Origin of the sequence: Janthinobacterium sp. TND4EL3, assembly GCF_900156175.1 — a bacterium.
Lineage (GTDB): Bacteria > Pseudomonadota > Gammaproteobacteria > Burkholderiales > Burkholderiaceae_D > Janthinobacterium.
Genome location: NZ_FTMV01000002.1, coordinates 295,033 through 317,943, shown reverse-complemented (window position 1 = coordinate 317,943; position 22,911 = coordinate 295,033). Strand labels below are relative to the sequence as shown.

23 protein-coding genes are annotated in these 22,911 nt (G+C 62.3%); 8 read left to right on the top strand and 15 right to left on the bottom strand.

The features are described 5' to 3' along the window. Window positions 1-51: 51 nt before the first annotated feature. Genes paaI through paaA form a run of 8 tightly spaced genes read right to left on the bottom strand, consistent with a single transcriptional unit; the run spans window position 52 to window position 6,625 of the window. A complete protein-coding gene (gene paaI / locus BXA07_RS05130) occupies window positions 52-504 on the bottom strand; it encodes a hydroxyphenylacetyl-CoA thioesterase PaaI (protein ID WP_076566221.1) in 453 nt (150 codons plus the stop codon). Beyond that, the gene (gene paaH / locus BXA07_RS05125; protein ID WP_076566220.1) at window positions 497-2,062 is read right to left on the bottom strand and encodes a 3-hydroxyacyl-CoA dehydrogenase PaaH; all 1,566 of its coding nucleotides are present in this window, start codon (window positions 2,060-2,062) and stop codon (window positions 497-499) included. Before paaH ends, paaI begins: the two co-directional genes overlap by 8 nt. A gap of 1 nt (window position 2,063) precedes the next feature. Beyond that, on the bottom strand, window positions 2,064-2,855 hold the full coding sequence (gene paaG / locus BXA07_RS05120; protein WP_076566218.1) for a 2-(1,2-epoxy-1,2-dihydrophenyl)acetyl-CoA isomerase PaaG: 792 nt from the start codon (window positions 2,853-2,855) through the stop codon (window positions 2,064-2,066). Between the two features lie 50 nt (window positions 2,856-2,905). Continuing rightward, the gene (gene paaE, locus BXA07_RS05115) at window positions 2,906-3,985 is read right to left on the bottom strand and encodes a 1,2-phenylacetyl-CoA epoxidase subunit PaaE (protein ID WP_076566217.1); all 1,080 of its coding nucleotides are present in this window, start codon (window positions 3,983-3,985) and stop codon (window positions 2,906-2,908) included. A 40-nt stretch (window positions 3,986-4,025) separates the two neighbouring features. Next, the gene (paaD, locus tag BXA07_RS05110) at window positions 4,026-4,559 is read right to left on the bottom strand and encodes a 1,2-phenylacetyl-CoA epoxidase subunit PaaD (RefSeq protein ID WP_076566215.1); all 534 of its coding nucleotides are present in this window, start codon (window positions 4,557-4,559) and stop codon (window positions 4,026-4,028) included. Then, the gene (gene paaC, locus BXA07_RS05105) at window positions 4,559-5,326 is read right to left on the bottom strand and encodes a 1,2-phenylacetyl-CoA epoxidase subunit PaaC (protein ID WP_280175044.1); all 768 of its coding nucleotides are present in this window, start codon (window positions 5,324-5,326) and stop codon (window positions 4,559-4,561) included. Before paaC ends, paaD begins: the two co-directional genes overlap by 1 nt. Next, the gene (gene paaB / locus BXA07_RS05100; RefSeq protein WP_070224239.1) at window positions 5,326-5,610 is read right to left on the bottom strand and encodes a 1,2-phenylacetyl-CoA epoxidase subunit PaaB; all 285 of its coding nucleotides are present in this window, start codon (window positions 5,608-5,610) and stop codon (window positions 5,326-5,328) included. The genes paaC and paaB overlap by 1 nt, the downstream gene beginning before the upstream one ends. 25 nt (window positions 5,611-5,635) lie before the next feature. Next, window positions 5,636-6,625 (bottom strand): 1,2-phenylacetyl-CoA epoxidase subunit PaaA, encoded by a 990-nt coding sequence (paaA, locus tag BXA07_RS05095; protein ID WP_076566212.1) that lies wholly within the window; start codon window positions 6,623-6,625, stop codon window positions 5,636-5,638. Window positions 6,626-6,892: 267 nt separating this feature from the next. On the opposite strand from paaA, the gene paaX reads away from it, so the two are divergent. Further along, a complete protein-coding gene (paaX, locus tag BXA07_RS05090) occupies window positions 6,893-7,822 on the top strand; it encodes a phenylacetic acid degradation operon negative regulatory protein PaaX (protein WP_076566210.1) in 930 nt (309 codons plus the stop codon). A gap of 86 nt (window positions 7,823-7,908) precedes the next feature. Here paaX and BXA07_RS05085 read toward each other — a convergent pair whose 3' ends face one another. Then, window positions 7,909-8,163: a hypothetical protein gene (locus tag BXA07_RS05085; RefSeq protein WP_076566208.1), complete on the bottom strand. Its 255-nt coding sequence runs from the start codon at window positions 8,161-8,163 to the stop codon at window positions 7,909-7,911. A gap of 139 nt (window positions 8,164-8,302) precedes the next feature. On the opposite strand from BXA07_RS05085, the gene BXA07_RS05080 reads away from it, so the two are divergent. The 3 genes from BXA07_RS05080 to BXA07_RS05070 all read left to right on the top strand — a co-directional run bounded on the left by BXA07_RS05080 (window position 8,303) and on the right by BXA07_RS05070 (window position 12,865). Continuing rightward, window positions 8,303-9,427 carry a M14 family metallopeptidase gene (locus BXA07_RS05080; protein WP_076566207.1) on the top strand — a complete coding sequence of 375 codons (1,125 nt, stop codon included), beginning with the start codon at window positions 8,303-8,305 and terminating at the stop codon, window positions 9,425-9,427. Between the two features lie 379 nt (window positions 9,428-9,806). After that, window positions 9,807-11,504, top strand: a complete 1,698-nt coding sequence (locus BXA07_RS31580; RefSeq protein WP_076566205.1) for a methyl-accepting chemotaxis protein — start codon at window positions 9,807-9,809, stop codon at window positions 11,502-11,504. 218 nt (window positions 11,505-11,722) lie between these two features. Continuing rightward, on the top strand, window positions 11,723-12,865 hold the full coding sequence (locus tag BXA07_RS05070; protein ID WP_244556189.1) for a cytochrome-c peroxidase: 1,143 nt from the start codon (window positions 11,723-11,725) through the stop codon (window positions 12,863-12,865). A gap of 47 nt (window positions 12,866-12,912) precedes the next feature. Here BXA07_RS05070 and pmbA read toward each other — a convergent pair whose 3' ends face one another. After that, complete coding sequence (gene pmbA / locus BXA07_RS05065; RefSeq protein WP_076566204.1) at window positions 12,913-14,265, bottom strand: metalloprotease PmbA; 1,353 nt, start codon at window positions 14,263-14,265, stop codon at window positions 12,913-12,915. 96 nt (window positions 14,266-14,361) lie between these two features. Between pmbA and yjgA the strand changes: the two genes are divergently transcribed. From yjgA to BXA07_RS05050, 3 genes are all read left to right on the top strand, one after another. After that, entirely contained in the window at window positions 14,362-14,961 is a 600-nt protein-coding gene (gene yjgA, locus BXA07_RS05060) for a ribosome biogenesis factor YjgA (protein ID WP_076566202.1), read from the top strand. 91 nt (window positions 14,962-15,052) lie between these two features. Next, complete coding sequence (gene mog / locus BXA07_RS05055; protein WP_076566201.1) at window positions 15,053-15,682, top strand: molybdopterin adenylyltransferase; 630 nt, start codon at window positions 15,053-15,055, stop codon at window positions 15,680-15,682. Beyond that, window positions 15,679-16,347, top strand: coding sequence for an alpha/beta hydrolase (locus tag BXA07_RS05050; protein ID WP_076566199.1), 669 nt, complete (start codon window positions 15,679-15,681; stop codon window positions 16,345-16,347). The genes mog and BXA07_RS05050 overlap by 4 nt, the downstream gene beginning before the upstream one ends. Window positions 16,348-16,403: 56 nt before the next feature. Here the strand turns inward: BXA07_RS05050 and BXA07_RS05045 are convergent, their stop codons facing one another. The 5 genes from BXA07_RS05045 to BXA07_RS05025 form a co-directional block, all read right to left on the bottom strand. Next, a complete protein-coding gene (locus BXA07_RS05045) occupies window positions 16,404-17,957 on the bottom strand; it encodes a S1C family serine protease (protein WP_244556188.1) in 1,554 nt (517 codons plus the stop codon). A 95-nt stretch (window positions 17,958-18,052) separates the two neighbouring features. Then, window positions 18,053-18,619, bottom strand: coding sequence for a carboxymuconolactone decarboxylase family protein (locus BXA07_RS05040; RefSeq protein ID WP_076566196.1), 567 nt, complete (start codon window positions 18,617-18,619; stop codon window positions 18,053-18,055). After that, complete coding sequence (locus BXA07_RS05035) at window positions 18,619-19,467, bottom strand: fumarylacetoacetate hydrolase family protein (RefSeq protein ID WP_076566195.1); 849 nt, start codon at window positions 19,465-19,467, stop codon at window positions 18,619-18,621. The genes BXA07_RS05040 and BXA07_RS05035 overlap by 1 nt, the downstream gene beginning before the upstream one ends. Continuing rightward, window positions 19,412-20,758, bottom strand: coding sequence for an MFS transporter (locus tag BXA07_RS05030; protein ID WP_076566193.1), 1,347 nt, complete (start codon window positions 20,756-20,758; stop codon window positions 19,412-19,414). The genes BXA07_RS05035 and BXA07_RS05030 overlap by 56 nt, the downstream gene beginning before the upstream one ends. Next, on the bottom strand, window positions 20,755-22,119 hold the full coding sequence (locus BXA07_RS05025) for a KamA family radical SAM protein (protein ID WP_076566511.1): 1,365 nt from the start codon (window positions 22,117-22,119) through the stop codon (window positions 20,755-20,757). The genes BXA07_RS05030 and BXA07_RS05025 overlap by 4 nt, the downstream gene beginning before the upstream one ends. A gap of 281 nt (window positions 22,120-22,400) precedes the next feature. Between BXA07_RS05025 and BXA07_RS05020 the strand changes: the two genes are divergently transcribed. Further along, window positions 22,401-22,859: a cache domain-containing protein gene (locus BXA07_RS05020; protein ID WP_076566192.1), complete on the top strand. Its 459-nt coding sequence runs from the start codon at window positions 22,401-22,403 to the stop codon at window positions 22,857-22,859. Window positions 22,860-22,911: the final 52 nt, after the last annotated feature.

Sequence of the window (22,911 nt, the reverse complement as noted above, 5' to 3'; positions counted from 1 at the left end):
TTTGTCGAGGCGTTTTTAATCTTAAAAAAAATCTAAAACAGTTCCGGCAGTTCAAGCCTGCTCTTGTATGACTTCACCCGCCACGCGGATCGACTTGCCGCGGAAGAGCGCAATGGCGCGCCCTTCCTGGTTGCTGACCTTGACGTCATAGACGCCGCTCTTGCCGGCCAGCGCCTGCTCGACGGCGTGCGCCGTCAACACGTCGCCTTCACGGCCGGGCGCCAGATAGTCGATGGTGCAGCCGGCGCCGACCGTGTTCATGTTGTAGCTGTTGCAGGCAAAGGCGAAGGCGCTGTCGGCCAGGGCAAAGATGAAACCGCCATGGCAAGTCTGGTGGCCGTTCAGCATGTCGGCGCGCACCGTCATCGTCATGCGCGCATGGCCAGGACCCACGTCGGCCAGGGCGATGCCCATGGCCGCAGTGGCGTTATCGCGCGACAGCATGGAAGCGGCCGCCGCTTCTGCCAAAGCCTGGGCAGCGTGGATATGGTCTTCCTTATGCATGAAACGGTGCTCCATTGGCGAGTTTGCGGCGCAGCAGCGGCGAGACCCGGTAGCGGTCTTCGCCATAGCCTTGCGCCAGGTGGTTCAGCACGGCAACGATGTGTTGTACGCCGACGGCATCGGCCCAGGCCAGCGGCCCGCGCGGATAATTGACGCCTTTTTGCATGGCGATATCAACGGCATCCGCCGTGCACACGCCCTGGTGGACGGCATCGGCCGCCTCGTTGGCCAGCATGGCGACGGTACGCATGACGGCCAGGCCAGGCACGTCGTCCAGACGCGTGACGGTAAAGCCGGCCGCCTGGAACAGGCCCACGACGGCGGCGTAAGCGGCGTCGCTGCACTGGTCGGCACGTGCCACGGCGATGCGGCTGGCACTGGCGTAGTCCAGCGCCAGGTCGAACAGCACCGTATCCGGATGCTGGTTATCGTGCGCGCGCTGGGTGGCGCTGCGGCCATCGGTGAGATAAATCGCGGCGCCGTTGCAATGCAGGGCCGGCGCTTCGTCATGGGCCTGTCCTTCCTGCGTCACGCGGCGGCTGACGGTGACGCCAGCCTGTTCCAGCCGCTGCACCAGGCTGCGGATGATGCCGCTGTGGCCACGCCCATCGCCGCCGACGGCCGCCGACAGGGCGACGAATTCCGGGGTCGCTTGCGGGCCTTCCGCCTGCGCGACAAGGGTAGGCGCATCTGCACCGTACAGGTAAAAACCACGGCCCGATTTGCGGCCCAGGAATCCGGCGTTGACCATTTCCTGCTGCAGCACGGAAGGCGTGAAGCGCGGGTCGTTGAAGTAGGCGCCGAATACGGATTGCGTGACGGAGAAATTCACGTCGTGGCCGATCAGGTCCATCAGCTCGAATGGGCCCATGCGGAAACCGCCCGCTTCGCGCAGCACGGCATCGATGGTGGCCGGGTCGCCCGCCTGCTCGTTCAACAGGCGCCAGCCTTCCGCATAGAAAGGACGGGCGACGCGGTTGACGATGAAGCCGGGCGTCGATTTCGCATGCACGGGGTTCTTGCCCCAGGCGATCGAGGTGTCATAGACGGTGGCGGCAACTTGGTCACTGGTGGCCAGGCCACTGATCACTTCCACCAACGCCATCAGGGGTACGGGATTAAAGAAGTGCATGCCGACCAGGCGTTCCGGCCGACGCAGCTTGGCGGCAATCGCCGTGACGGAGATCGACGAGGTATTCGTCGCCAGGATGCAGTCGTCGGCCACCAGCGCTTCGAGTTCGGCGAACAGGCCGCGCTTGACGTCGAGGTTTTCCACGATGGCTTCCACCACCAGGGCAGCATCGCTCACATCAGCCAGGCTGCCGGCCGCCTGCAGGCGCGCCGTGGCGTCAGCGGCTTCGTCCAACGTCATGCGGCCCTTTTCGGCCAGCTTCGCATACATCTTGCCAATGTCCGCCAGCGCCTTGCTCACCGCTTCCGCGCGCGTGTCGTACAGTTTGACGCTGTAACCGGCCGCTGCCGCCACCTGCGCGATGCCGGCGCCCATGGCGCCGCTGCCGATGACGGCGACGATACTGTTGTTGTCCAAAGCTGCCATATCAATGTCCCTTGAATTGCGGTGTGCGCTTTTCCATGAAGGCCGCCACGCCTTCGCGATAATCGTCGCTGTTACCGAGATCGCTCATCATGCGCGCTTCCAGCGCAAGCTGCTGCGGCAGGGTATTGGCACCACTGAGAGCCAGCGCCTGCTTGATGTACGCCAGGCCCTTGGTCGGCGCGCTGGCAAAATGCACGGCCAGCTTGCGCGTCTCTTCCGCCAGCTGCGCGTCGTCCACGCATTTCCAGATCAGGCCCCAGTCTTCCGCCTTTTCCGCCGTCAGTTTTTCACCGAGCATGGCCAGGCCCATGGCGCGCGCGGAACCGATCAGCCGTGGCAGGAAGAAGGTGCCGCCCGTGTCCGGGATCAGACCCAGCTTGCAGAACACTTCGACGAAACTGGCGGACTTTCCGGCGATGACGATGTCGCAGGCCAGCGCCAGGTTGGCGCCCGCGCCGGCGGCTACGCCGTTGACGGCGCAGATCACGGGCATAGGCAAGGCCTTCAAGGCCAGCACCAGCGGCGCGTAGTTCTTTTCCACCGATTCGCCCAGGTCCACGCCCTTCGAGCCCGGTTCCACGGCGCGGTCGGACAAATCCTGGCCCGCGCAAAAGCCGCGACCCGCGCCCGTCAGCACGAAGACGCGCACGGAGCTGTCGGCATTGACTTTCGCAATCGCGTCGCGCACTTCCTCGTGCATGGCTTGCGTAAAGCTATTGAGCTTGTCGGGACGGTTCAGGGTGAGCGTCGCGATACCCTGCTCGATGGTAAAGAGGATGTTTTGGTAGGTCATGGCGTCTCGCTTTGTAATGGGTACGGCAGGGCAGCAGCCCTGCGCCGGCTTTATTCTGCCTGATCGAAGTCGACCACGACCTTGTCGGTCAGCGGAAAACTCTGGCAACTGAGGACGAAGCCGCGCGCCACTTCGTAGTCTTCCAGCGCGTAGTTGACGTCCATCTCGACCTTGCCATCGAGGATCTTGCAGCGGCAGGTCGAGCACACGCCGCCCTTGCACGAGTAGCGCATGTCCAGCCCTGCCCGCAGGCCGGCGTCGAGGATGGATTCCTTGTCCTTGTCCATCGTGAAGGTAGTGTGGTTGCCATCCATGACGACGGTCACTTCCGTTTCCTTCACGGCATCCGCAGCCAGCTGGGCGCGCGGCTTGTGGGCGTTTTTCGGGATGCTGGCGGCGAACAGTTCGATCTTGATATTCTGCTTGGGCATGCCGGCCGCCTGCAGGGCGGCGGACACGCCGAGCATCATGTCTTCCGGGCCGCAGATGAAGGCGTTGTCGTAGTCTTCGACTTTGATCCAGTGCTGCAGGAACTGCTCGCATTTTTCCTGCGTGATGCGGCCGTTGAACAGTTCGATGTCCTGCTGCTCGCGGCTCATCACGTAGACGAGGTTCAGGCGCTCCAGGTACACATCCTTCAAATCCGTCAATTCTTCCTTGAAGATGACGGACGATGAGGCGCGATTGCCGTAGAACAGAGTAAAACGGCTCAGGGGTTCCGTCAGCAGGGTCGTCTTGATGATGGAGAGAATGGGCGTGATGCCGCTGCCGGCCGCAAACGCCAGGTAATGCTTGCGGTTGAGGCAGTCGAGCGGCACGTTGAAGTGGCCCATGGGCGGCATCACCTCGATGGTGGCGCCGGCTTTCAGGGTATCGTTGGCCCAGGTGGAAAAGGCGCCGCCCGGCGTGCGCTTGATGGCCACGCGCAGGGTGCCGTCCTGCACGGCGGAACAGATCGAGTACGAACGGCGCACGTCTTCCGCGTTGATATTGGCACGCAGGGTCAGGTGCTGGCCCTGCTGGAAGCGGAACTGCTGCTGCAGTTCCGCTGGCACGTCAAACGTGACGGCGATGGTGTCGCGCGTTTCGTTGCGCACGTTCGATACGCACAGCGGATAAAATTTACTCATGCTTCATCTCCAGTTTCTTCGGAACGCGTGCCTGATTTTTTTAGTGGCACTTGAAGTAGTCAAACGGTTCGCGGCAAGCCAGGCATTTGTACAGGGCCTTGCACGGCGTGGAGCCGAACTGGCTGGTCAGTTGCGTATGCGTGGAACCGCAGTTCGGGCAAATGACGTCCAGCTTGGGCATCAGTTGCCGTTTCACGCCTCCACGCAAGCCACTGATATCGATCACCTGCTGCTGCGGCGGCGCGATGCCATAGCCTTTCAGCTTGGCCTTGCCCGCTTCGCTCATCCAGTCAGTGGTCCAGGCAGGCGACAACTGGTTCACCAAGGTTACCTTGGCCACGCCATGGCTGCGCAAGGCATCGGTGACGGCATCGGCGATTACCTGCATGGCCGGACAGCCCGAATACGTGGGCGTGATCGTCACGATGCACGCATCGACATCCGTGACTTCGACGGCGCGCACGATGCCCAGGTCCACCACCGAAATGACGGGGATTTCCGGGTCCGGCACATCGCCCAGCCAGGTCCAGACCTGGGCAGCGTCCAGCGCTGCGGCGCCAGCGGCGGCATTCATTACCACTCCGCGCCAGGATAGGCGCGCTGCAGGAACTGCATCTCGGCCAGAATAAAACCCAGGTGCTCCGTGTGCGTGCCCTGCTTGCCGCCCTTTTGCATCCACGCGTCGGGCGCCGGCATGGCCAGGGTGGCTTCGGCGAAGATCTCGGCCACGTGATCGAGGAAAGCCCGGCGCAGCACGTCCGATGGCGGCGCGATGCCGGCGGCGAGCATGGCCTGGTCGACGGCGTCGTACTTGAACATCTCGCCCGTGTACATCCACAGCTTGTCGGCCGCGGCCTGCGTTTTCGCATGGCTTTCCGCCGTGCCGTCGCCCAGGCGCACGATCAGGTCGCCGCTGCGGCGCAGGTGGTAAGTGACTTCCTTGATCGACTTTTGCGCCACTTCGACGATGCGCGCATCCGTCGATTTCGTCAGTTCCAGCAGCTGGAAGTAGTGCCAGCTGTCGAAGAAGAACTGGCGCATCATGGTGTCGGCGTAATTTCCGTTCGGCTGTTCGACCAGCAGGCAGTTCTTGAAGTCGTGGGCGTCGCGCAAGAAGGCAATGTCGTCCTCGTCGCGGCCCGCATTTTCCAGTTCCGCCGCATAGCTGAACCACAAGCGCGTCTGGCCCAGCAAGTCCAGCGACACGTTGGTCAGCGCCATGTCTTCTTCCAGCGCAGGGCCCTTGCCGCACAGTTGCGACAGCTGCTGGCTGAGGATCAGGGCGTTGTCGCCCAGGCGCAGCAGGTAGTTAACCTTGTCATCCATTGCAGGCGCTCCCATCACAGGTTCTTGACTTCTTCCGGCATCGGGAAGAAGGTGGGATGGCGGTACACCTTGCTGTTCGACGGTTCGAACAGGGCGCCCTTGTCGCCGGGGCTGCTGGCGACGATATCGGCCGCGCGCACCACCCAGATGCTCACGCCTTCATTGCGGCGCGTGTAGACGTCGCGCGCATGGTTGACCGCCATGGCGGCGTCGGAAGCGTGCAGGCTGCCCACATGCTTGTGCGCCAGGCCGTGCTGGCTGCGGATGAACACTTCCCACAATGGCCATTCTTTGCTCATGTTGCTATCCCCTTTTATAGATATTTCAGGCTGCCGCTTTGATAGCGGCTTGCTTGTCTGCGTAGGCGACCAAGGCGTCGCGGAACCATTCGCCCTCCTCATACGCTTTCACGCGCGTTTGCAAACGCTCGCGGTTGCACGGGCCGTTGCCCTTCAGGACATTGTTGAACTCGGCCCAGTCAATCTCGCCGAATTCATAGTGGCCCGTTTCCGCATTGAACTTCAGGTCGGGATCGGGCACGGTCAAGCCCAGGTATTCGATTTGCGGCACGGTCTGGTCGACCATGCGCTGGCGCAATTCGTCGTTCGAGAACAGCTTGATGCGCCATTGCGCCGATTGCGCGCTGTTGACGGAGGCGGCGTCGGACGGGCCGAACATCATCAAGGATGGCCACCACCAGCGGTTCAGCGCATCCTGCGCCATGGCTTTCTGCTCGGGCGTACCCTTGCACAGCGACATCATGATGTCGTAGCCCTGGCGCGCATGGAACGATTCTTCCTTGCAGACGCGGATCATGGCGCGCGCATACGGACCGTAGGAGCAGCGGCACAGGGGAATCTGGTTGATGATGGCCGAACCGTCGACCAGCCAGCCGATGGCGCCCATGTCGGCCCACGACAGGGTGGGATAGTTAAAGATGCTGGAATACTTGGCTTTGCCCGAGTGCAGGGCGGCCAGCAAGTCGTCGCGCGAGACGCCCAGGGTTTCCGCGGCGCTATACAGGTAGAGGCCATGGCCCGCTTCGTCCTGGATCTTCGCCAGCAGGATGGACTTGCGTTTCAGGGTCGGCGCGCGCGTAACCCAGTTACCTTCAGGCAACTGGCCGACGATTTCCGAGTGCGCGTGCTGCGAAATCTGGCGGATCAGGGTCTTGCGGTAGGCGTCGGGCATCCAGTCCTTGGCCTCGATCTTGATGCCTTCGTCGATGCGCGCCTGGAAGGCGCGTTCTTCTTGCCCCATGTCGTCGATGGAACGGACATTTTTGAGGCCGGTTTCAACCATTTGTGCGTACATGATGTGTCTCCCATGTCGTTGATTTGCGCAGCAGCGCAGCGCGATGAACAGATAATACGATACAAAAATCGATTTGCATACACTTGATGTGAATCATTTTAAAAAATCGTATCTTATGTGCTTTTTTTGTGCGTATGATATTACTTACGAGCAAGCACTTTGGCAGCACCATCAGCGCTGCCGACAAATTATTGACGCGCAACCCGCGCGGCCAAGTAAACTGCTGCTTTTATTGAAATGACCGCAACACGGCCAGACCGGAACCACATGAAGAACACGCGCTGCACGGCATGGATAGCCGATTTCCTGGAAAGCGACCCACCGCGCTCGAAGTCCCTGGTGATGACGATTTTCGGCGACGCCATCGTGCCGCGTGGCGGCGCCATCTGGCTGGGCAGCCTGATCGAACTGCTGGCGCCGTTTGGCGTCAATGACCGGCTGTTGCGCACCAGCGTGTTCCGCCTGGCGCAGGAAGGCTGGCTCACTTCGCAACGCGACGGCCGCCGCAGCGCCTATGCGATAAGCCCGGACGCGCTGGCCCGCTTCGAACGCGCGTATCGCCGCATCTATGCGCCGCTGGTGGTGCACTGGGATGGCAGCTGGACCCTGGTGATCGGCCCTGCCGGCAGCATCGGCGCGGCCGAAAGGAGTGCCCTGCGCAAGGAGTTGTTATGGGCCGGCTACGGCTTGATCGCGCCCGGCATCTTCGGCCACCCGGCCAGCAATGCGGACGCGCTGGAAGATATCCTCGTGCGCAACGAGGTACAGGGCAAGCTGTATGTCTGCCACACAACAGAGTTGCCGGGCGTGAGCACGCGCCCGCTGCGCGACATGGTGGGCGAATGCTGGGATCTGTCGGAAGTGATGGCCGGCTACGAAAAATTCATCGCCAGCTTCCAGCCGCTGCTGGCCCTGCTACAGGAAGAACCCGTGTTCGATGCGGAGCAGGCCTTCGTCATCCGCTCGCTGCTGACGCATGCCTACCGCCGCGTGCAATTGCACGACCCGCAATTGCCCGTCGAACTGCTGCCCGAGCCGTGGCCAGGCACGCAAGCCTATGCACTGGCGCGCGACCTGTACCGTATCACCCATGCGGCGGCCGAGGAACACATCCTGGCCACCCTGCGGCGCGAGGACGAGCACGCGCCCGACGTGGAGCCGTGGTTCTACGAGCGTTTTGGCGGACTTAATACCTGAACCCAACGGCCTAGTACCGGGGTCGGACCCTTGAGGGTCCGACCCCAGCCTTTGCGTTTAGGGTAAGAGACTAAACCCACCTCAAGCTACTGTTTCACCACCACCTGCTTGGCCCCCGCCAGCAAATCCTGCCCCAGCTTTTCCAGCGCATTGGCCTGCACCAGCATGGTGTCGAGGATGGCGACGTTGAAGGTGAATTCGGCCGGCGTCGTATAGCCGGGGAAACGTATGATGCGCAGCAATTCCTGCAAGGTCGTGCCCTTGCCCAGGTGCGCCAGGGCGTCGCTGAGGGCGCTGATTTTCTTTTCCAGCTCGTGGATATGCTTGTCTTCGCCGGCCATGATGATCTCCTTGTTCACGCTACCACGTTAGCAAAGCGCGCCCAGCATCGTTTGCGCCAGCACAAAGGCCGGCGCAAAACAGGTATCATCGCGCCATTGCACACGATGCAAAACCCATACGTTTTTATCAGGAACACACATGACCATTAAAATCAGCCAGCAATTCGACGCCGGCGCGATCGAGGTGCTGCGCGCCGACGATGCCCAGTCCATCGAGCTGAACATCCGCAAGGATTCCCACGCCGACATTACGCAGTGGTTTTACTTCCGCCTGCAAGGCGCGGAAGGCGAGGCGTGCACGATCCGCTTCATGAACGCGGGCAAGTCGGCCTACCCGGACGGCTGGAAAGATTACCAGGCCGTCGCCAGCTATGACCGCGAAACGTGGTTCCGCGTGCCAACCAGCTTTGACGGCACGGTGATGACCATAGCACACACGCCCGAGGAAGAAAGCGTCTACTACGCCTACTTCGAGCCGTACCCATGGGACCGCCACCTGGCCCTGATCGACAGCGCGCAAGCGTCGCCGCTGGTGCGCCTGATCGACCTGGGCAGCACGGTGGAAGGCCGCGACATGAATCTGCTGGTCGTCGGCGACGCTGATGCCGAGAAAAAAGTCTGGGTCATCGCGCGCCAGCATCCCGGTGAGACGATGGCCGAGTGGTTTGTCGAAGGCATGCTCGAAGCCTTGCTGGACCAGGCCAATCCGTTTGCCCGCCAGTGCCTGCAGGACGCGGTTTTCTACGTGGTGCCGAACATGAACCCGGACGGTTCCGTGCATGGCAACCTGCGCACCAACGCGGCCGGCGCCAACCTGAACCGCGAGTGGATGACGCCGACGATGGAACGCAGCCCGGAAGTATTCCTGGTGAAACAGAAAATGCATGAAATCGGTTGCGACCTGTTCCTCGACGTGCATGGCGACGAAGGCCTGCCCTACGTCTTCGTGGCCGGCAGCGATGCGCTGGAAAACTTCACTGCTGAACAAAAGGCCGAGCAAGACCGCTTCATCGCCGACTTCAAGGTGGCCAGCCCCGACTTCCAGGACGAGCACGGCTATGAAGACGGCCCGTTCACGCCGGAAGTGCTGACCATGGGCTCGCCCCACATCACCCATGCCTTCGGTTGCCTGTCGCTGACCCTGGAACTGCCGTTCAAGGACAACGCCAACGATCCCGACCCGCAAACGGGCTGGAGCGGCGCCCGCAGCGCCGCCCTGGGCGCCGCCGTGCTGCAGCCTATCCTGTCTACCTTGCGCGCCTGAACGCCTGGGCCGACACGGCCCGTCTGATCCCATGCCCCGCACGCCGGGGCATTTTTATGCCTGCGCGGCAAGCGTTGTTGACGCAGCGCTTTTTTTCGCGAACATCTTGCCGGCCAGAAATTATCGTCCTACACTTGACGACAGAATCGGGCTGCGCCACGCTGCACAGCCCCGCAACAATACGCCGCCGGGCAGGTCGCCACGACTTCCCGGCCACCGGAAAATACGCATCCACGGCCCTGTCCCTGCCGCGCCAGCTCTCTGTAACGCAAAATGACCACATCAGCGCCGTCATGGACGCCGCCTGCCCGCATGGCAGGCGAGGACCGGGCCGGCGCCGAACGCACGCTTTCCGCTTTTCGCCCAGGATGGATGACCTATGTCTCAGCTCAAAATCAGTACGCGCCTGGCCTGCAGTTTCGGCTTGATCATTGCCTTGCTTGCCATGGTGGCATTTGTTTCCGTAACCCGCATTCGCAACATCAACGCATCAACGGAAAAAATCCTCAATGACCGCTATGTCAAGGTCATGCTGTCCAATACGATACAGTCCGAGGTCAATATCCAGGCCCGCCTGCTGAGCATCGCCATCATCGGCGCCAACGATGCCGACGAAGTCAGCAGTTCCGTGACCAAGATTCAGGCCTCGATCAAAAAGAACGCGGAGCTGCTGGCGCGCCTGAAAACCCTGATCAACACGCCCAAGGGCCAGGAACTGTTCCAGGCCGTGATGACCAGCCGCGAAAGCTATGCCAGGACGCGCGATGCGAACATCAAGCTATTACAAGAAGGCAAATCGGAAACGGCAGGCATCTTCCTGTTGACGCAGTTGCGCTATCCGCAAGAAAAATTCTTGACTGCACTGACGGCCATGGCCAGCTTCCAGGAATCGCTGATGGCTGCCGAAGGCAAGCAGGCGCTCGCCGGCGGGCGCATGGCCATCATCCTGACCTTGTCCCTGTCCGTTGCCGCGACGCTCATCGCCATTGTCCTGGCCATCCGGATCAGCCGCTCCATCAGCCGTCCCATCGCCGAAGCCGTCACAGTGGCGCAACGGGTGGCGGCCGGCGACTTGTCGGTCAGCATAGACGCGCGCGGCAACGATGAAACGGGCCTGCTGCTGCGCGCCCTGAAAGACATGAACGACAATCTGCAAGGCATCGTGGCCCGCGTGCGCCATGGCACGGATGCCATCGCCCATGGCTCGCGTGAAATCGCCTCCGGCAATATGGACCTGTCCTCGCGCACCGAGCAACAGGCCAGTTCGCTGGAAGAAACGGCCTCGTCGATGGAAGAACTGACGTCGACCGTCAAGCAGAATGGCGAAAACGCGCGCCAGGCCAACCAGATGGCGCAATCGGCCTCCAGCGTGGCGAGCAAGGGCGGCCAGGTGGTGGCGGAAGTGATCACGACCATGGATTCCATCAATGCCTCGTCGAAGAAAATCGTCGACATCATCAGCGTCATCGACGGCATTGCCTTCCAGACCAACATCCTGGCACTGAATGCGGCCGTGGAGGCGGCCAGGGCGGGTGAACAGGGCCGCGGCTTTGCCGTCGTCGCCACGGAAGTGCGCAACCTGGCGCACCGCTCGGCCGCGGCGGCCAAGGAAATCAAGATCCTCATCGACGATTCCGTGCACCAGGTCGGCCTCGGCAGCACCCTCGTGAACCAGGCGGGCAGCACCATGGAAGAAATCGTCAGCAGCGTGCGCCGCGTGACCGATATCATGGCCGAAATCACGTCTGCCAGCAGTGAACAAGTCGCGGGCATCGAGCAGATCAACCAGGCCATCACGGAAATGGATGCCGTGACACAACAAAATGCCGCCCTCGTGGAAGAAGCCGCGGCCGCTTCCGAAGCGCTGCAGGATCAGGCAAGCAGTCTGGCCGAAGCCGTCAGCGTCTTCAAACTCGACGGCATGCAAGCGTTGCCGCCAGCCGTGCCGGCATCGCGTCCCGAGCCACGGCCCGCAGCCGCCAAGGCGGACCAGCCCCGTCTCGTCGCCCGGGCGCCGGCCAACCGCAAGAGCGCAGCGCCCGCCATGGTGGCAGAAGGTGAATGGGAACAATACTGACCGTCCCGTAGCCAGCCGCGAGCGCCGCCCTCTGGCACGACGGGAGCGGCGCGCCGCCATGGCGCAGCGCAACATCGCAAATCGTTGCCACGCGAGCCATTGCTGCCTATACTGGGCGCAGCGCTGCCCGTCCCTCCCTTGCCGATAACTGCCCCACAATGACCATCAAACACCAGCCACGCGCTGCGGCGCGATTTTCACCGACCCGATTTGCACACGTGTGCATATTCTTGTTCGCCAACGTGTATGGCATGCCAGGCACGGCGGCCGAACTCAGTCCTGCCGCACAGCTGGGACGCCAGATTTTCAACGACGCCAGCCTGTCGGCCTCGGGCAAGCAGTCATGCGCGAGCTGCCATGACCCGGCCCACGCCTACGCGCCCGGCAACAAACTGGCCGTGCAACTGGGGGGCGCCGATGGCCAGGCAAGCGGCTACCGCGCCACGCCATCGCTGCGCTATCTGGAACGCAATCCCCCGTTCCGCTTCGACGAGGAAGGCGCGCCCAACGGCGGCATCAACTGGGACGGCCGCGCCGCCAGCCTGGCGGAGCAGGCGGAACGGCCTTTCCTGGCAGCGCACGAAATGGCCAATGCCAGCACGGATGAAGTGGTGGAACGGCTGCGCGGCGCGCCCTATGCGCAAGCATTCCGGCGCGTCTTTGGCGACGGCATCTTTGCGCAACCGCAACAGGCCTTTCGCCGCATCACCTATGCCTTGCAGCAATTCCAACTGGAAGAGCCGGACTTCCACCGCTACGATTCCAAGTATGACCTCTACCTGGCCAACAAGGTTCCCCTGGAACTGGCGGAATTGCGCGGACTGGCCCTGTTCAACGATGAGCGCAAGGGCAATTGCGCCGCCTGCCACCCCAGCGTGCGCGGTGAACATGGCGCGCCGCCCCTGTTCACGGATTTCAGTTTCGACAATCTGGGCGTGCCGCGCAATACGCGCATTCCCGCCACCGCCGACGCCACCTATTTTGACCTGGGCTTATGCGGCCCCGACCGCACGGACCTGGCAAAAAAAGCAGCGTTATGCGGCGCCTTCAAGGTGCCCAGCCTGCGCAATGTGGCCACGCGCCAGGTGTTTTTTCACAACGGCGTGTTCGACAACCTGACGGATGCCCTGCGTTTCTATGTGCGGCGCGATACGCACCCGGAAGAATGGTATCCGCGCGACAGCAAGGGAAAAGTGCAGAAATTCAACGACCTACCGGGCAAGTACCGCGCCAATGTGAACGTCAAGGAGGGGCCGTTCGACCGCAAGCGCGGCATGGCGCCCGCGCTGACGGCCGGGGAAATCGAGGATATGGTGAAGTTTCTGGCCACGCTGACGGATGGCTATCAAGTCCGGCAGTAAAGCGTGGGGCGCCAGCGCGGCGTTGCCGCGGCTGGCCCCCAGGGCGCTCAGCCGCCAGCCACCACCATGCTCTCGATGAGGATGGAGCCTGTCTGCTTGGTGCCGCGGCGCAGCACGTCGGCGCCCACGGCGACGATGTTGCGCAGCATGTCCTTCATGTTGCCGGCGATAGTGATTTCCTCCACCGGATATTGAATCACGCCATTTTCCACCCAGAAACCAGATGCGCCGCGCGAATAGTCGCCCGTCACGTAGTTGGTTCCTTGTCCCATCAGTTCCGTTACCAGCAAGCCCGTGCCCAGCTTTTTCAGCATGGCAACAAAATCGTCGCTGGCTGCCGTCTGGCTGGACGTCAGGTACAGATTGTGCGAGCCGCCCGCGTTGCCCGTCGTCTGCATGCCCAGCTTGCGGGCCGTATAGGTCGACAGGAAATAGCCTTGCACCACGCCATCCTTGACGACGTCGCGGCTGACGGTTTTCACGCCCTCCTCGTCGAACGGGGCGGAGCCGACACCGCCGATCACGTGCGGGTCTTCGAAAATCTGCACATGATCGGGCAGCACCTGCGTGCCGAGCGAGTCCAGCAGGAAAGTAGATTTGCGGTACAAAGCGCCGCCCGAGGTCGCTTGCACATAGGTCCCCAGCAAGCCGGCCGCCAGCGGCGCCTCGAACAGCACGGGACAGGTGCGCGTGCCCAGCTTGCGCGCGTTCAGGCGCGACAGGGCGCGCTCGGCGGCGTAGCGGCCGATGGCTTCCGGACTCGACATTTTTGAGGCGTCGCGCACGGACGAATACCAGTCGTCGCGCTGCATCTTCGCGCCCTTGCCGGCGATGGGCGCCACGGACAGGGTGTGGCGGGAAAACGGATAGCCGCCGATGAAGCCGCGCGAATTGGCGGATACAAAGTGCGATTGCTGCACGTGCACGCTGGCGCCCTCGCTGTTCGTGATGCGCGGGTCGACGGCGAAGGCGGCCGCTTCGGCCCGCTGGGCCAGTGCGACGGCTTCCTCGGCGGAAATGAGCCACGGATAATACAATTGCAAGTCGCGGGGCGACATTTCCAGCATGTCCGCGTCAGCCAGGCCCGCACAATCGTCCTCGGCCGTGAAGCGGGCGATATTGTAGGCCGCGTCCACCGTGGCACGCAGGGCGGCAGGGGAAAAGTCGGACGTGCTGGCGTTGCCGCGTTTCTTGCCGACAAACACGGTCACGCCCATGCCCTTGTCCTTGTTTTGCTCGATCGTCTCGATCTTGCCTTTTCGTACAGAAACGGAAAGCCCGCCCCCTTCGCTGACTTCGACGGCGGCGTCCGTGCCGCCGGCGTCCCGCGCAAAAGACAACACATCACGGGCTAGTTGCTGCAATTGCTCTTGGCTATGGGTAAATACGGAGTCGTTCATGCGCTGTTTTCTTCGGAAAGCCGCTAAAAAGGTTATCATAGCAGTCGTTTACAGTTTACAGGAGCGGTCCACAAGTCCCCTCCCGCCTTATATATCATGCCAAATCCAAACCGGGGAGCTTGCGGCTTCCAATCCACCGAATTCGAACAGGAATATGAACGTCCGTCGAAGTCGGAACTCAAGCGCCAGATGACCGTCCTGCAAAAGCTGGGCGAAGAACTCGTCAATGAGGCACGTGACCGCGTCAAGCGCGTCCCGATGCCGGAAGACGTGCGCGACGCCATTCTCGAATGCCAGCAGATCAAGGATCACGAAGGCCGCCGCCGCCAGCTGCAATACGTGGGCAAGAAAATGCGCACCCTGGACGAGGAAGAAGTTGCCGCAATCCAACGCACCATCGATAGCTGGAAAGGCTTGTCGAAAGCCGACACGGCCAATATGCATGCGATGGAACGCCGCCGCGACAAGCTGCTGGCGGATGACAAGGCCCTGACCGTCTTGCTGTCGGAAAACCCGGAACTGGACGTGCAGCACCTGCGCACCCTGATCCGCAATGCCCGCAAGGAGCAAGCCGAGAACAAGCCGCCGAAAGCCTATCGCGAAATCTTCCAGATCTTGAAAGAGATCGCCAAGAAGAACAACAGCGGCAAGAAAGATGCCGATGAAGATGGCGTTGAAGGCGAAGACGACGAGTAAAAAACTGGGCTCAGACCCGGCGGGTCTGACCCCGAAAGCAGCTAAAAACCGGGATCATCCCGGTTTTTTTACGACATAGACAGGTGCCCCCATGACCACGATAGAAGACGAATTGATTATCGGCCTCGTGTCGATCTCGGACCGCGCCAGCGGCGGCGTGTATGAAGACCAGGGCATCCCGGCCCTGGAAAGCTGGCTGTCCGCCGCCATCCGCACACCTTTCCGCCTGGAAAAGCGTTTGATCCCGGACGAGCGCTCGCAAATTGAAAACACCCTGATCGACATGGTCGACCTGAACCACTGCCATCTGATCCTGACCACGGGCGGCACGGGCCCGGCGCGGCGCGACGTGACGCCGGACGCCACGCTCAGCGTGGGCACCAAGGAAATGCCCGGTTTCGGCGAACAGATGCGCCAGATCAGCCTGCAATTCGTGCCGACGGCGATCCTGTCGCGCCAGGTGGCCGTGATCCGCGAGACACCCGAGCGCGCTTGCCTGATCATGAACCTGCCGGGCCAGCCCAAGGCCATCAAGGAAACCCTGGAAGGCTTGAAGGATGTTGATGGAAATCAATTGGTGAACGGCATCTTTGCCGCCGTCCCCTATTGCATCGACCTGATCAAAGGTCCCTACATGGAAACCGACCCGGCCATCTGCAAGGCCTTCCGTCCCAAATCGGCGCTGCGTCCGGCGCAACCACTACCAGAGGAAAATACATGAGCACCTTGCTGGAAACCATAGAACTCGACAGCGCACCGAACCCCACCGTCTCCATCATCTGGATGCACGGCCTGGGCGCCGACGGCAACGACTTCGTGCCCCTGGTGAAAGAACTCGATTTGCGCGGCTGCCCCGCCATCCGCTTCATTTTCCCCAGCGCCGGCACCATGCCCGTCACCATCAACAACGGCTATGTGATGCGCGCCTGGTACGACATCCTCGTGAGCGACCTCGTGCGCCGCGAAGACGAGAACGGCCTGCGCGCCTCGCAAGTACAAATCGAGGCGCTGATCGCGCGCGAAAAGGCGCGCGGCATTCCCGCCAGCCGCATCGTCCTGGCCGGCTTCTCGCAAGGCTGCGCCATGACCCTGCAGACGGGCTTGCGCCACGCCGAACCGCTGGCTGGCCTGATGTGCCTGTCCGGCTACCTGCCGCTGGCCGACAAGACGGCTCTTGAACGCACGCCGGCCAGCCTGCAGACGCCGATCTTCATGGCGCATGGCACGGCCGACCCCGTGGTGCAGATCGGCCGCGCGCAGCAATCGCGCGACTTGCTCACCGGCATGGGTTACAAGGTGGAATGGCATGAATACATGATGCAACACTCGTTGTGCCAGGAAGAGATCGACGCCATCGGCGCGTGGCTGAAAAAAGTACTGGCCTAAAATGAAACAGGCGCGGCTTGCGCCACGCCTGTTGTCAAACGGAACGCCGGGAACGATCAGTTCACCGGCGTTTTTTCATTCCATATTTTCAACATATCGGCCGACGCTTCCGAGCGGATGCCATTGTCCGTCAGCCCCGATTCCGTCGCGGCCAGCATCTCCTTGCGGGGCACGACGACCATTTCCGCATCGCGCTGCTGGAAACGGAAGGTCAGCAGTTCGTCCTTCTGGTCGCGCAGCAGAGCCACCAGGTGCGCCAGGCTGCGCACGCGCACGCCATTGACGGAATCGACGACCGAGAAGAAACGGGTGCTGTAGCCATTCATCAGCTTGTGCGGGAAGAAAGGCGCGGCAATCACCACCAGTTCCTCGCGCTCGGTATCGGGCGCGTCGCCGCGGCGCGTCATCAGCGGATTGCCAGCAAAACTCATGCCCGTCAACACACCCGCATTGCTGTTCGGACCCGCCATGAATTCCGTGGTGGCGCGCGAAAACACCATCGGGCCGAAGATGAAATACGAAGGATAGTTGCCCTGCAGGCTAGGGATGAGCATCGGGTGCGCCGCCGAGACGGGCACCTTGATTTTCAGGGGCGCGCCCTGGCGCACCACCGTCAACGGCAGCTGGCCATCCTTCGCCAGCTGCTGCACGCGGTACTGGAAGCGCACGCGGCTGTTGGCATTCAGCTTGACCATGCCCTGGTTATCGATAGGGAACTCGCCGATCTGCGTGATGACGTCCCACTCCTTGAGCGGGTAGGCGGCATCCTTGCTGGCCGGCGTCATCACGACGGCGCCCTCGACGCCCTTGGCCAGCTTCAGGTAGGTGCGCAGCGCAGGATTTTCCAGCGTTTGCGTTACATCAAGCATGGCGGGCTTGCCCTTGGGCGCGCCGCTTTCCTGGTCGCGCAGGAACAGCTCGATTTCCTCGTTGGGGATGATGTAGCCGATGTTTTGCGCATTGAGCATGCCCGCAAAGGCCAGGCCGATCATCTTGTCGCCCGCGATCACGGGGCCGCCGCTATTGCCCGGGTTGATGGCCGCATCGATCTGGATGCGCAGGCCGGAGACGGGGAAGTTGTAGCGCACGAATTCGATGCGCGAGACGATGCCCTTGGTAATCGACAGCGAGGTGCCGCCCGTCGGATAACCGTAGGCCAGCACGGCATCGCGCACGTCCGGCAGGACGTTGGCGCGCGGCACCGGCTTGTGGCTGGCGAAAAAGCCGTCGTCGTCGATCTTCAGCAAGGCCAGGTCCATGCCCCGCGAAATGGCCAGCACCGTGGCCGGGATCTTGTCGCCCGAGCCATTCGCCTGGATCTGCACCTGGCTGGCATAACCGACCACATGGGCGTTGGTGAGGATGCGGCGGCCCTCGATGACGACGCCGGAACCCGTCACCTCCTGCGGCTGGGCCTTGCTCCAGGGCTTGTACGGGTCAGGTCCGCGCAGGGTGGAAAACACCTTGACGACGGAATTTTCCAGCGCGGAAGCGCTGGCGCTGGCAGCCGTCTCGGCGGCCAGCGCGCGCACCGTCATCAACGGGCAAAAAGAAAGGGCCAGCGCCAGCAAGGCGCGGCCCATCAGGGTGAAGCACGGACGAGTTTTCATTGAGCGATTTAGCAATGGAAGAGAAGCAAAATTATATATTGAATAATTGCAACTTCATTACAATTCGTCCATCTTCGCCCGAGGAACTCCTCTAATCACGCTGGCAGTGGCGGCACGCCCAGGGCGGGCACGGCCGTCTGCGCGCCATTCATCACCATGGCCAGGAAAGTGTAGTAGCCATTGATGCCCATCAAGTCGACCACGCCCTGCTCGCCGAACAGCGCCAGCGCCCGCGCATATGTGGCATCGCTGACGCGCTTGTTCTGCTGCAGCTCGATGCAAAAGTCATGCACGGCTTGCTCATCGTCTTGCAGGGCCACGGGCAGGCAACGCTGCCCGATGGCGTCCACAGCCGCCTGCGCGATGCCGTTCTGCACGGCCAGCGGCGCGTGGATGGCCCACTCGACCTGCTGATCCCACTGGCGCGCCGTCACCAGGATGGCCAGTTCGGACAGCCGCGTGCCGATGGCGCTGCGGTAGCGCAAATACTCTCCCATGCGCTGCGCCGTTTCCATCAGCTCAGGGCTGCGGATCAGCGGCACGAAGGGGCCGTACAGCGCCCCGCGCGGGCCGTCGATGATGGCTTGCGCGGCCGCGCGCTGCTGCGGGTCCAGCCGGTCCAGCGGCAGCGGCGGCAAACGGTCGATATCGCTACCGGCCATCAGGCAGTCCAGGCGACGACGTCCTGCTGCTGCTCGCCCAGGCCGGCGATGCCCAGGCGCAAACTGTCGCCTTTTTTAAGGAAGCGCTGCGGCTTGCGGCCCTGGCCCACGCCGGGCGGCGTGCCCGTGGCGATGATGTCGCCCGGTTCCAGGGTCATGAATTGCGACAGGTAGCTGACGATCTGCGCCACGGTGAAAATCATGGTTTGCGTATTGCCGGTCTGCATGCGCTTGCCGTTGACTTCCAGGTACAGGTCCAGGTCTTGCTCGTCGATGACTTCATCGCGCGTCACCAGCCACGGGCCGACGGGGCCGAACGTATCGCAGCCCTTGCCCTTGTCCCACTGGCCGCCCCGCTCCAGCTGGAACGAGCGCTCGGAAATGTCGTTGACGACGCAATAGCCGGCCACGTGCTTCAAGGCGTCTGCTTCGCTCACATATTGCGCGCGCGTGCCGATGATCACGCCCAGCTCCACTTCCCAATCCGTCTTTTTCGAGCCTTTCGGCAGCACGACATTGTCGTCCGGGCCATTCAGGCAGCTGATCGCCTTCATGAAGACGATGGGTTCGGCCGGAACCGGCATGCCCGCCTCGGCCGCGTGGTCCGCGTAATTGAGGCCGATGCCGATGAACTTGCCGACCTTGGCCAGCGGCACGCCGAAGCGCGGGTTGCCGCGCACCAGGGGCAAGGTCTTTTCGTCGAGCTTGGCCAGCTTGCGCAAGGCCTTGTCGGACAGTTGCGCACCGTCAATATCGGCGATCACGCCGGACAGGTCGCGCAGTTTGCCTTCTTCATCGATCAGGCCCGGTTTTTCCTTGCCTGGACGTCCATAACGAACGAGTTTCATAGTCTTCCTTGGAGTTGATCATTGCCGCTGTGCAGGCTGCCATTTTACCGGATGGCCCGGCGCGCCTGTAGCGGTTGATGAAAAACATCGCAAGTCCCGGCAGTTGCAAGGCCGCCAGCACGCCAAACGCCGCCTGGTAGGCCTGCGGCGGATATTGCTGCTGGCTGTTCAGGGGCCAGCAGCCGAGGACCAGGCCAAAGCCCGCCTGCACCAGGAAGGCGCCTGTAAAAATAAGCAAGTTCAGGCAGGTTGCCGCCCTGCCCGTCAAACTGGCCGGCATGCTTTGCGCGACAATCGCATAGTCGAGACCCGTCACCGTGCCCAGCAAGGCAAACAGCACGGACAGCATGGGCAGGCTGGACACCACATTGCACGCCATCGCCACCTGCACGGCAATAAACAGGGCGATGCCCACGGCCGCCAATTGCATGGGAGCAATACCGCGCCGGCCCGCCCACTCCGTCAGCATGCCCATGCCGATGGCGCCGAAGATGACGGCCGCCATCCCCAGGTACAGCAGATACGCCACGTTATGCGCGGACAGGCCGCCCACGTCGGCCAGCCAGCGGCCCACCCACAAGCCCTGCACGCCAAAAAACACCGTGTGCGGCAGCAGGATCAGCGCGATGGTGCGGCGAAAGGCCGCGTCGCGATAGACACTCCACACGCTGGCCTTGTTCACGGCAGCGGCCGGCACGGGCATGGCGGGCGACAGCAGGCGGATCAGCACGCCGATGGCCAGCGCGGCCAGCGCCAGGGCCAGGAACACGCCGCGCCAGTCCGTGTAGTGCAGGGCCAGCCTGACGGGCATGGTGGCCGTGGCCGCGCCCAGGCCGCCGACGGCGATCAGATAGCCGTGCACGGAAGGCAGGCGCGACGGCGCGATGGCGCACGAGACCGCTTTCACGGCTGCCATGAAACAGCCGCCAAGCCCGGCCCCCATCACGGCGCGCGCCCACATCAGCTCGGCAAAGCTGTGGCCCCGGCTGAACAGCCACACACCCAGCGCCGCCAGCGCCATCAGCCACGCCTGCACGGCGCGGGGGCCGTAGCGGTCCAGCGCCATGCCGACTGGCAATTGCACGAACGCAAAAGCCAGGAAGAAGGCGCTGGTCAGCAAGCCCAGTTGCGCTGGCGTCAGGGCGACGGCGCCCAGCAATTCCGCCGTCAGCACGGCATTGACGCCGCGCAACAGGCATGACAGGTAATGCCCGAGCGCAAACGGCAGGAAGACCAGGCAAAACACGGCCACGCCGGAGCGCGCTGGTGCGGCGGCGGTGTCCATGTTCATGCAGCCTGCGCCAGGCGGATGACTTTCTGCGGCAGCTGCGGCACGGGCTCATCCGTTTCAAAGAAGAATTTATCGTGGCCGAACGCGGGTTTTAGCTGATCCATCCATGTCGCTTCCGCATCGAACCGGGCGTAAAACGGCCGGCGCACCCAGTCGGGGTTGCGCGCCTGCAAGAACTGCAGGGCGAACAGCTTTTCGCCATTGATGCTGACGATGCCGTCGATGACGACCTTGCCGGGAAAGGCGCTCATCGATGGTCCCCGCACCGTGCGCGACAGGCCCGACACCATCTGGTAGGCGGCCTGGAAAATTTCATGCGCCTTCGCCAGCGGCAACTCGAAATAGCCGCGCGGCCCCGTGTCCCGTTCGACAAACATGTAGTACGGAATCGCTCCCAGGCGCGTGCCCGTCTGCCACAGTTCGGCCCAGCTGTTCGGGTCTTCGTTGATGTGGCGGATCAGCGGCCCCTGCATGCGCAGGGTGGCGCCCGTGGAAACGATGCGTTTCACCGCTTGCTGGGCTATGTCCTGGCGCAACTCGACGGCGTGGCTGTAATGGCCCATCACGGCCAGGTTCTTGCCCGCCTTGACGATGCGCTCGAACAGCCGCATCAAGTCGTCCGCATCGCGGTCGGACACAAAGCGCTGCGGCCAATACGCTACCGCCTTGGTGCCGATGCGAATGTTCTGGATGTGCTCCAGGTCCGGCGCCAGCAGCGGTTCCAGATAAGCTGCCAGTTGCCGCGTGTTCATGATCATCGGGTCGCCGCCCGTGATCAGCACGTCCGTCACTTCCGGATGCAGTTTCAGGTAGCCGGCCAGCTCATGCGATTCGCGCGCATCGAATTTCATGTCGTCCATGCCGACGAACTGGGGCCAGCGGAAACAGAAGGTGCAATATGCATGGCACGTCTGCCCCGCGCTGGGGAAAAACAGCACCGTCTGCGCATACTTGTGCTGCAGGCCGCGCACGGGCGCATCGTTAACCCTGGGCACGTTATGCGTCATCTGGCCCGCCGGATGGGGGTTCATGCCCAGGCGCAAACCATGCACATAGGCGTCGATGGCGGCCTTGTCCCGCTGCACCAGCACCAGGTCGCGCAAATGCGCGTACTGCTCGGGCGGCAGCATGTCGCGGTGCGGAAAGACGAGGCGGTAGATGGGGTCGTCGGGAATATTGTTCCAGTCGATCAATTGATCGAGCACATATTCATTAGTGCGAAATGGCAACACGTGCGATACCACTTGCACGGCTTCACGCTGCTCTTCCGGCAGCCATTCCCACTGCCGTGCCTGTTGTATGGTTTGCCGCGTATAGGGCTTGAACTTGGGTGAAAACGGCTCGGTGATCAATGCGGACACGGTCGGCTCCTTGCCAGTAAATAGCGATAACATCCATGAAATCAGCTGAACATCAGCCAATTCCAACCTGTTTTTACCATGCAGCCAGACCCTGGCATGCTGTGAAAGTCATCATAGTTCTTGCCAAACGGAATCAAATTGCCACATATCAACAAGCCTGCCGATAGACCGCAAGATGCTATTTGGCAAGACCTTAGTTTGTTCCATCGCAATTTGATGGAAGCGGCGGCGACGTAAATTACGACTTGGCAACACTTCCCTCGATTTCACAAGGAGCTGTCATGAAACGCTTATTCACGGGTAGCCTGCTGTGCCTGGCATTGGCCGGCGGCAGTGTCAGTGCCGCGGTCGAACCAACGGAGAAAGACGCCATCGCCATGGCGGAACGGGGTGCCGCCTTCATGAAGGCGCATGGCAAGGAAGAAATGATGAAGAAAATCACGGCGAAAGACCCGGACTTCGTGCAGGGCTCGCTATACGTGGACATGCGCGACATCAAGACGGGCATCGTGCTGGCCCACCCGATCAACCCGTCCATCGTGGGCAAGGACTTGACGGACGTACCGGATGCGAATGGCAAGAAATACCGCCGTGAAATCATTGAGCTGGCGCAAAAACAAGGCAAGGGCTGGGTCGACTACCAGTACAAGAATCCCACCAGCGGCAAGATCGAGCCGAAGACCACGTATATCTTGCGCGTCAACGACGTGGTGCTGGAAGCGGGCATCTACAAGAAGTAAGGCCGTCCCGGCGCGGCGGACGGCGGCTGCCTGCCCGCCGCCCGCCGTTTGC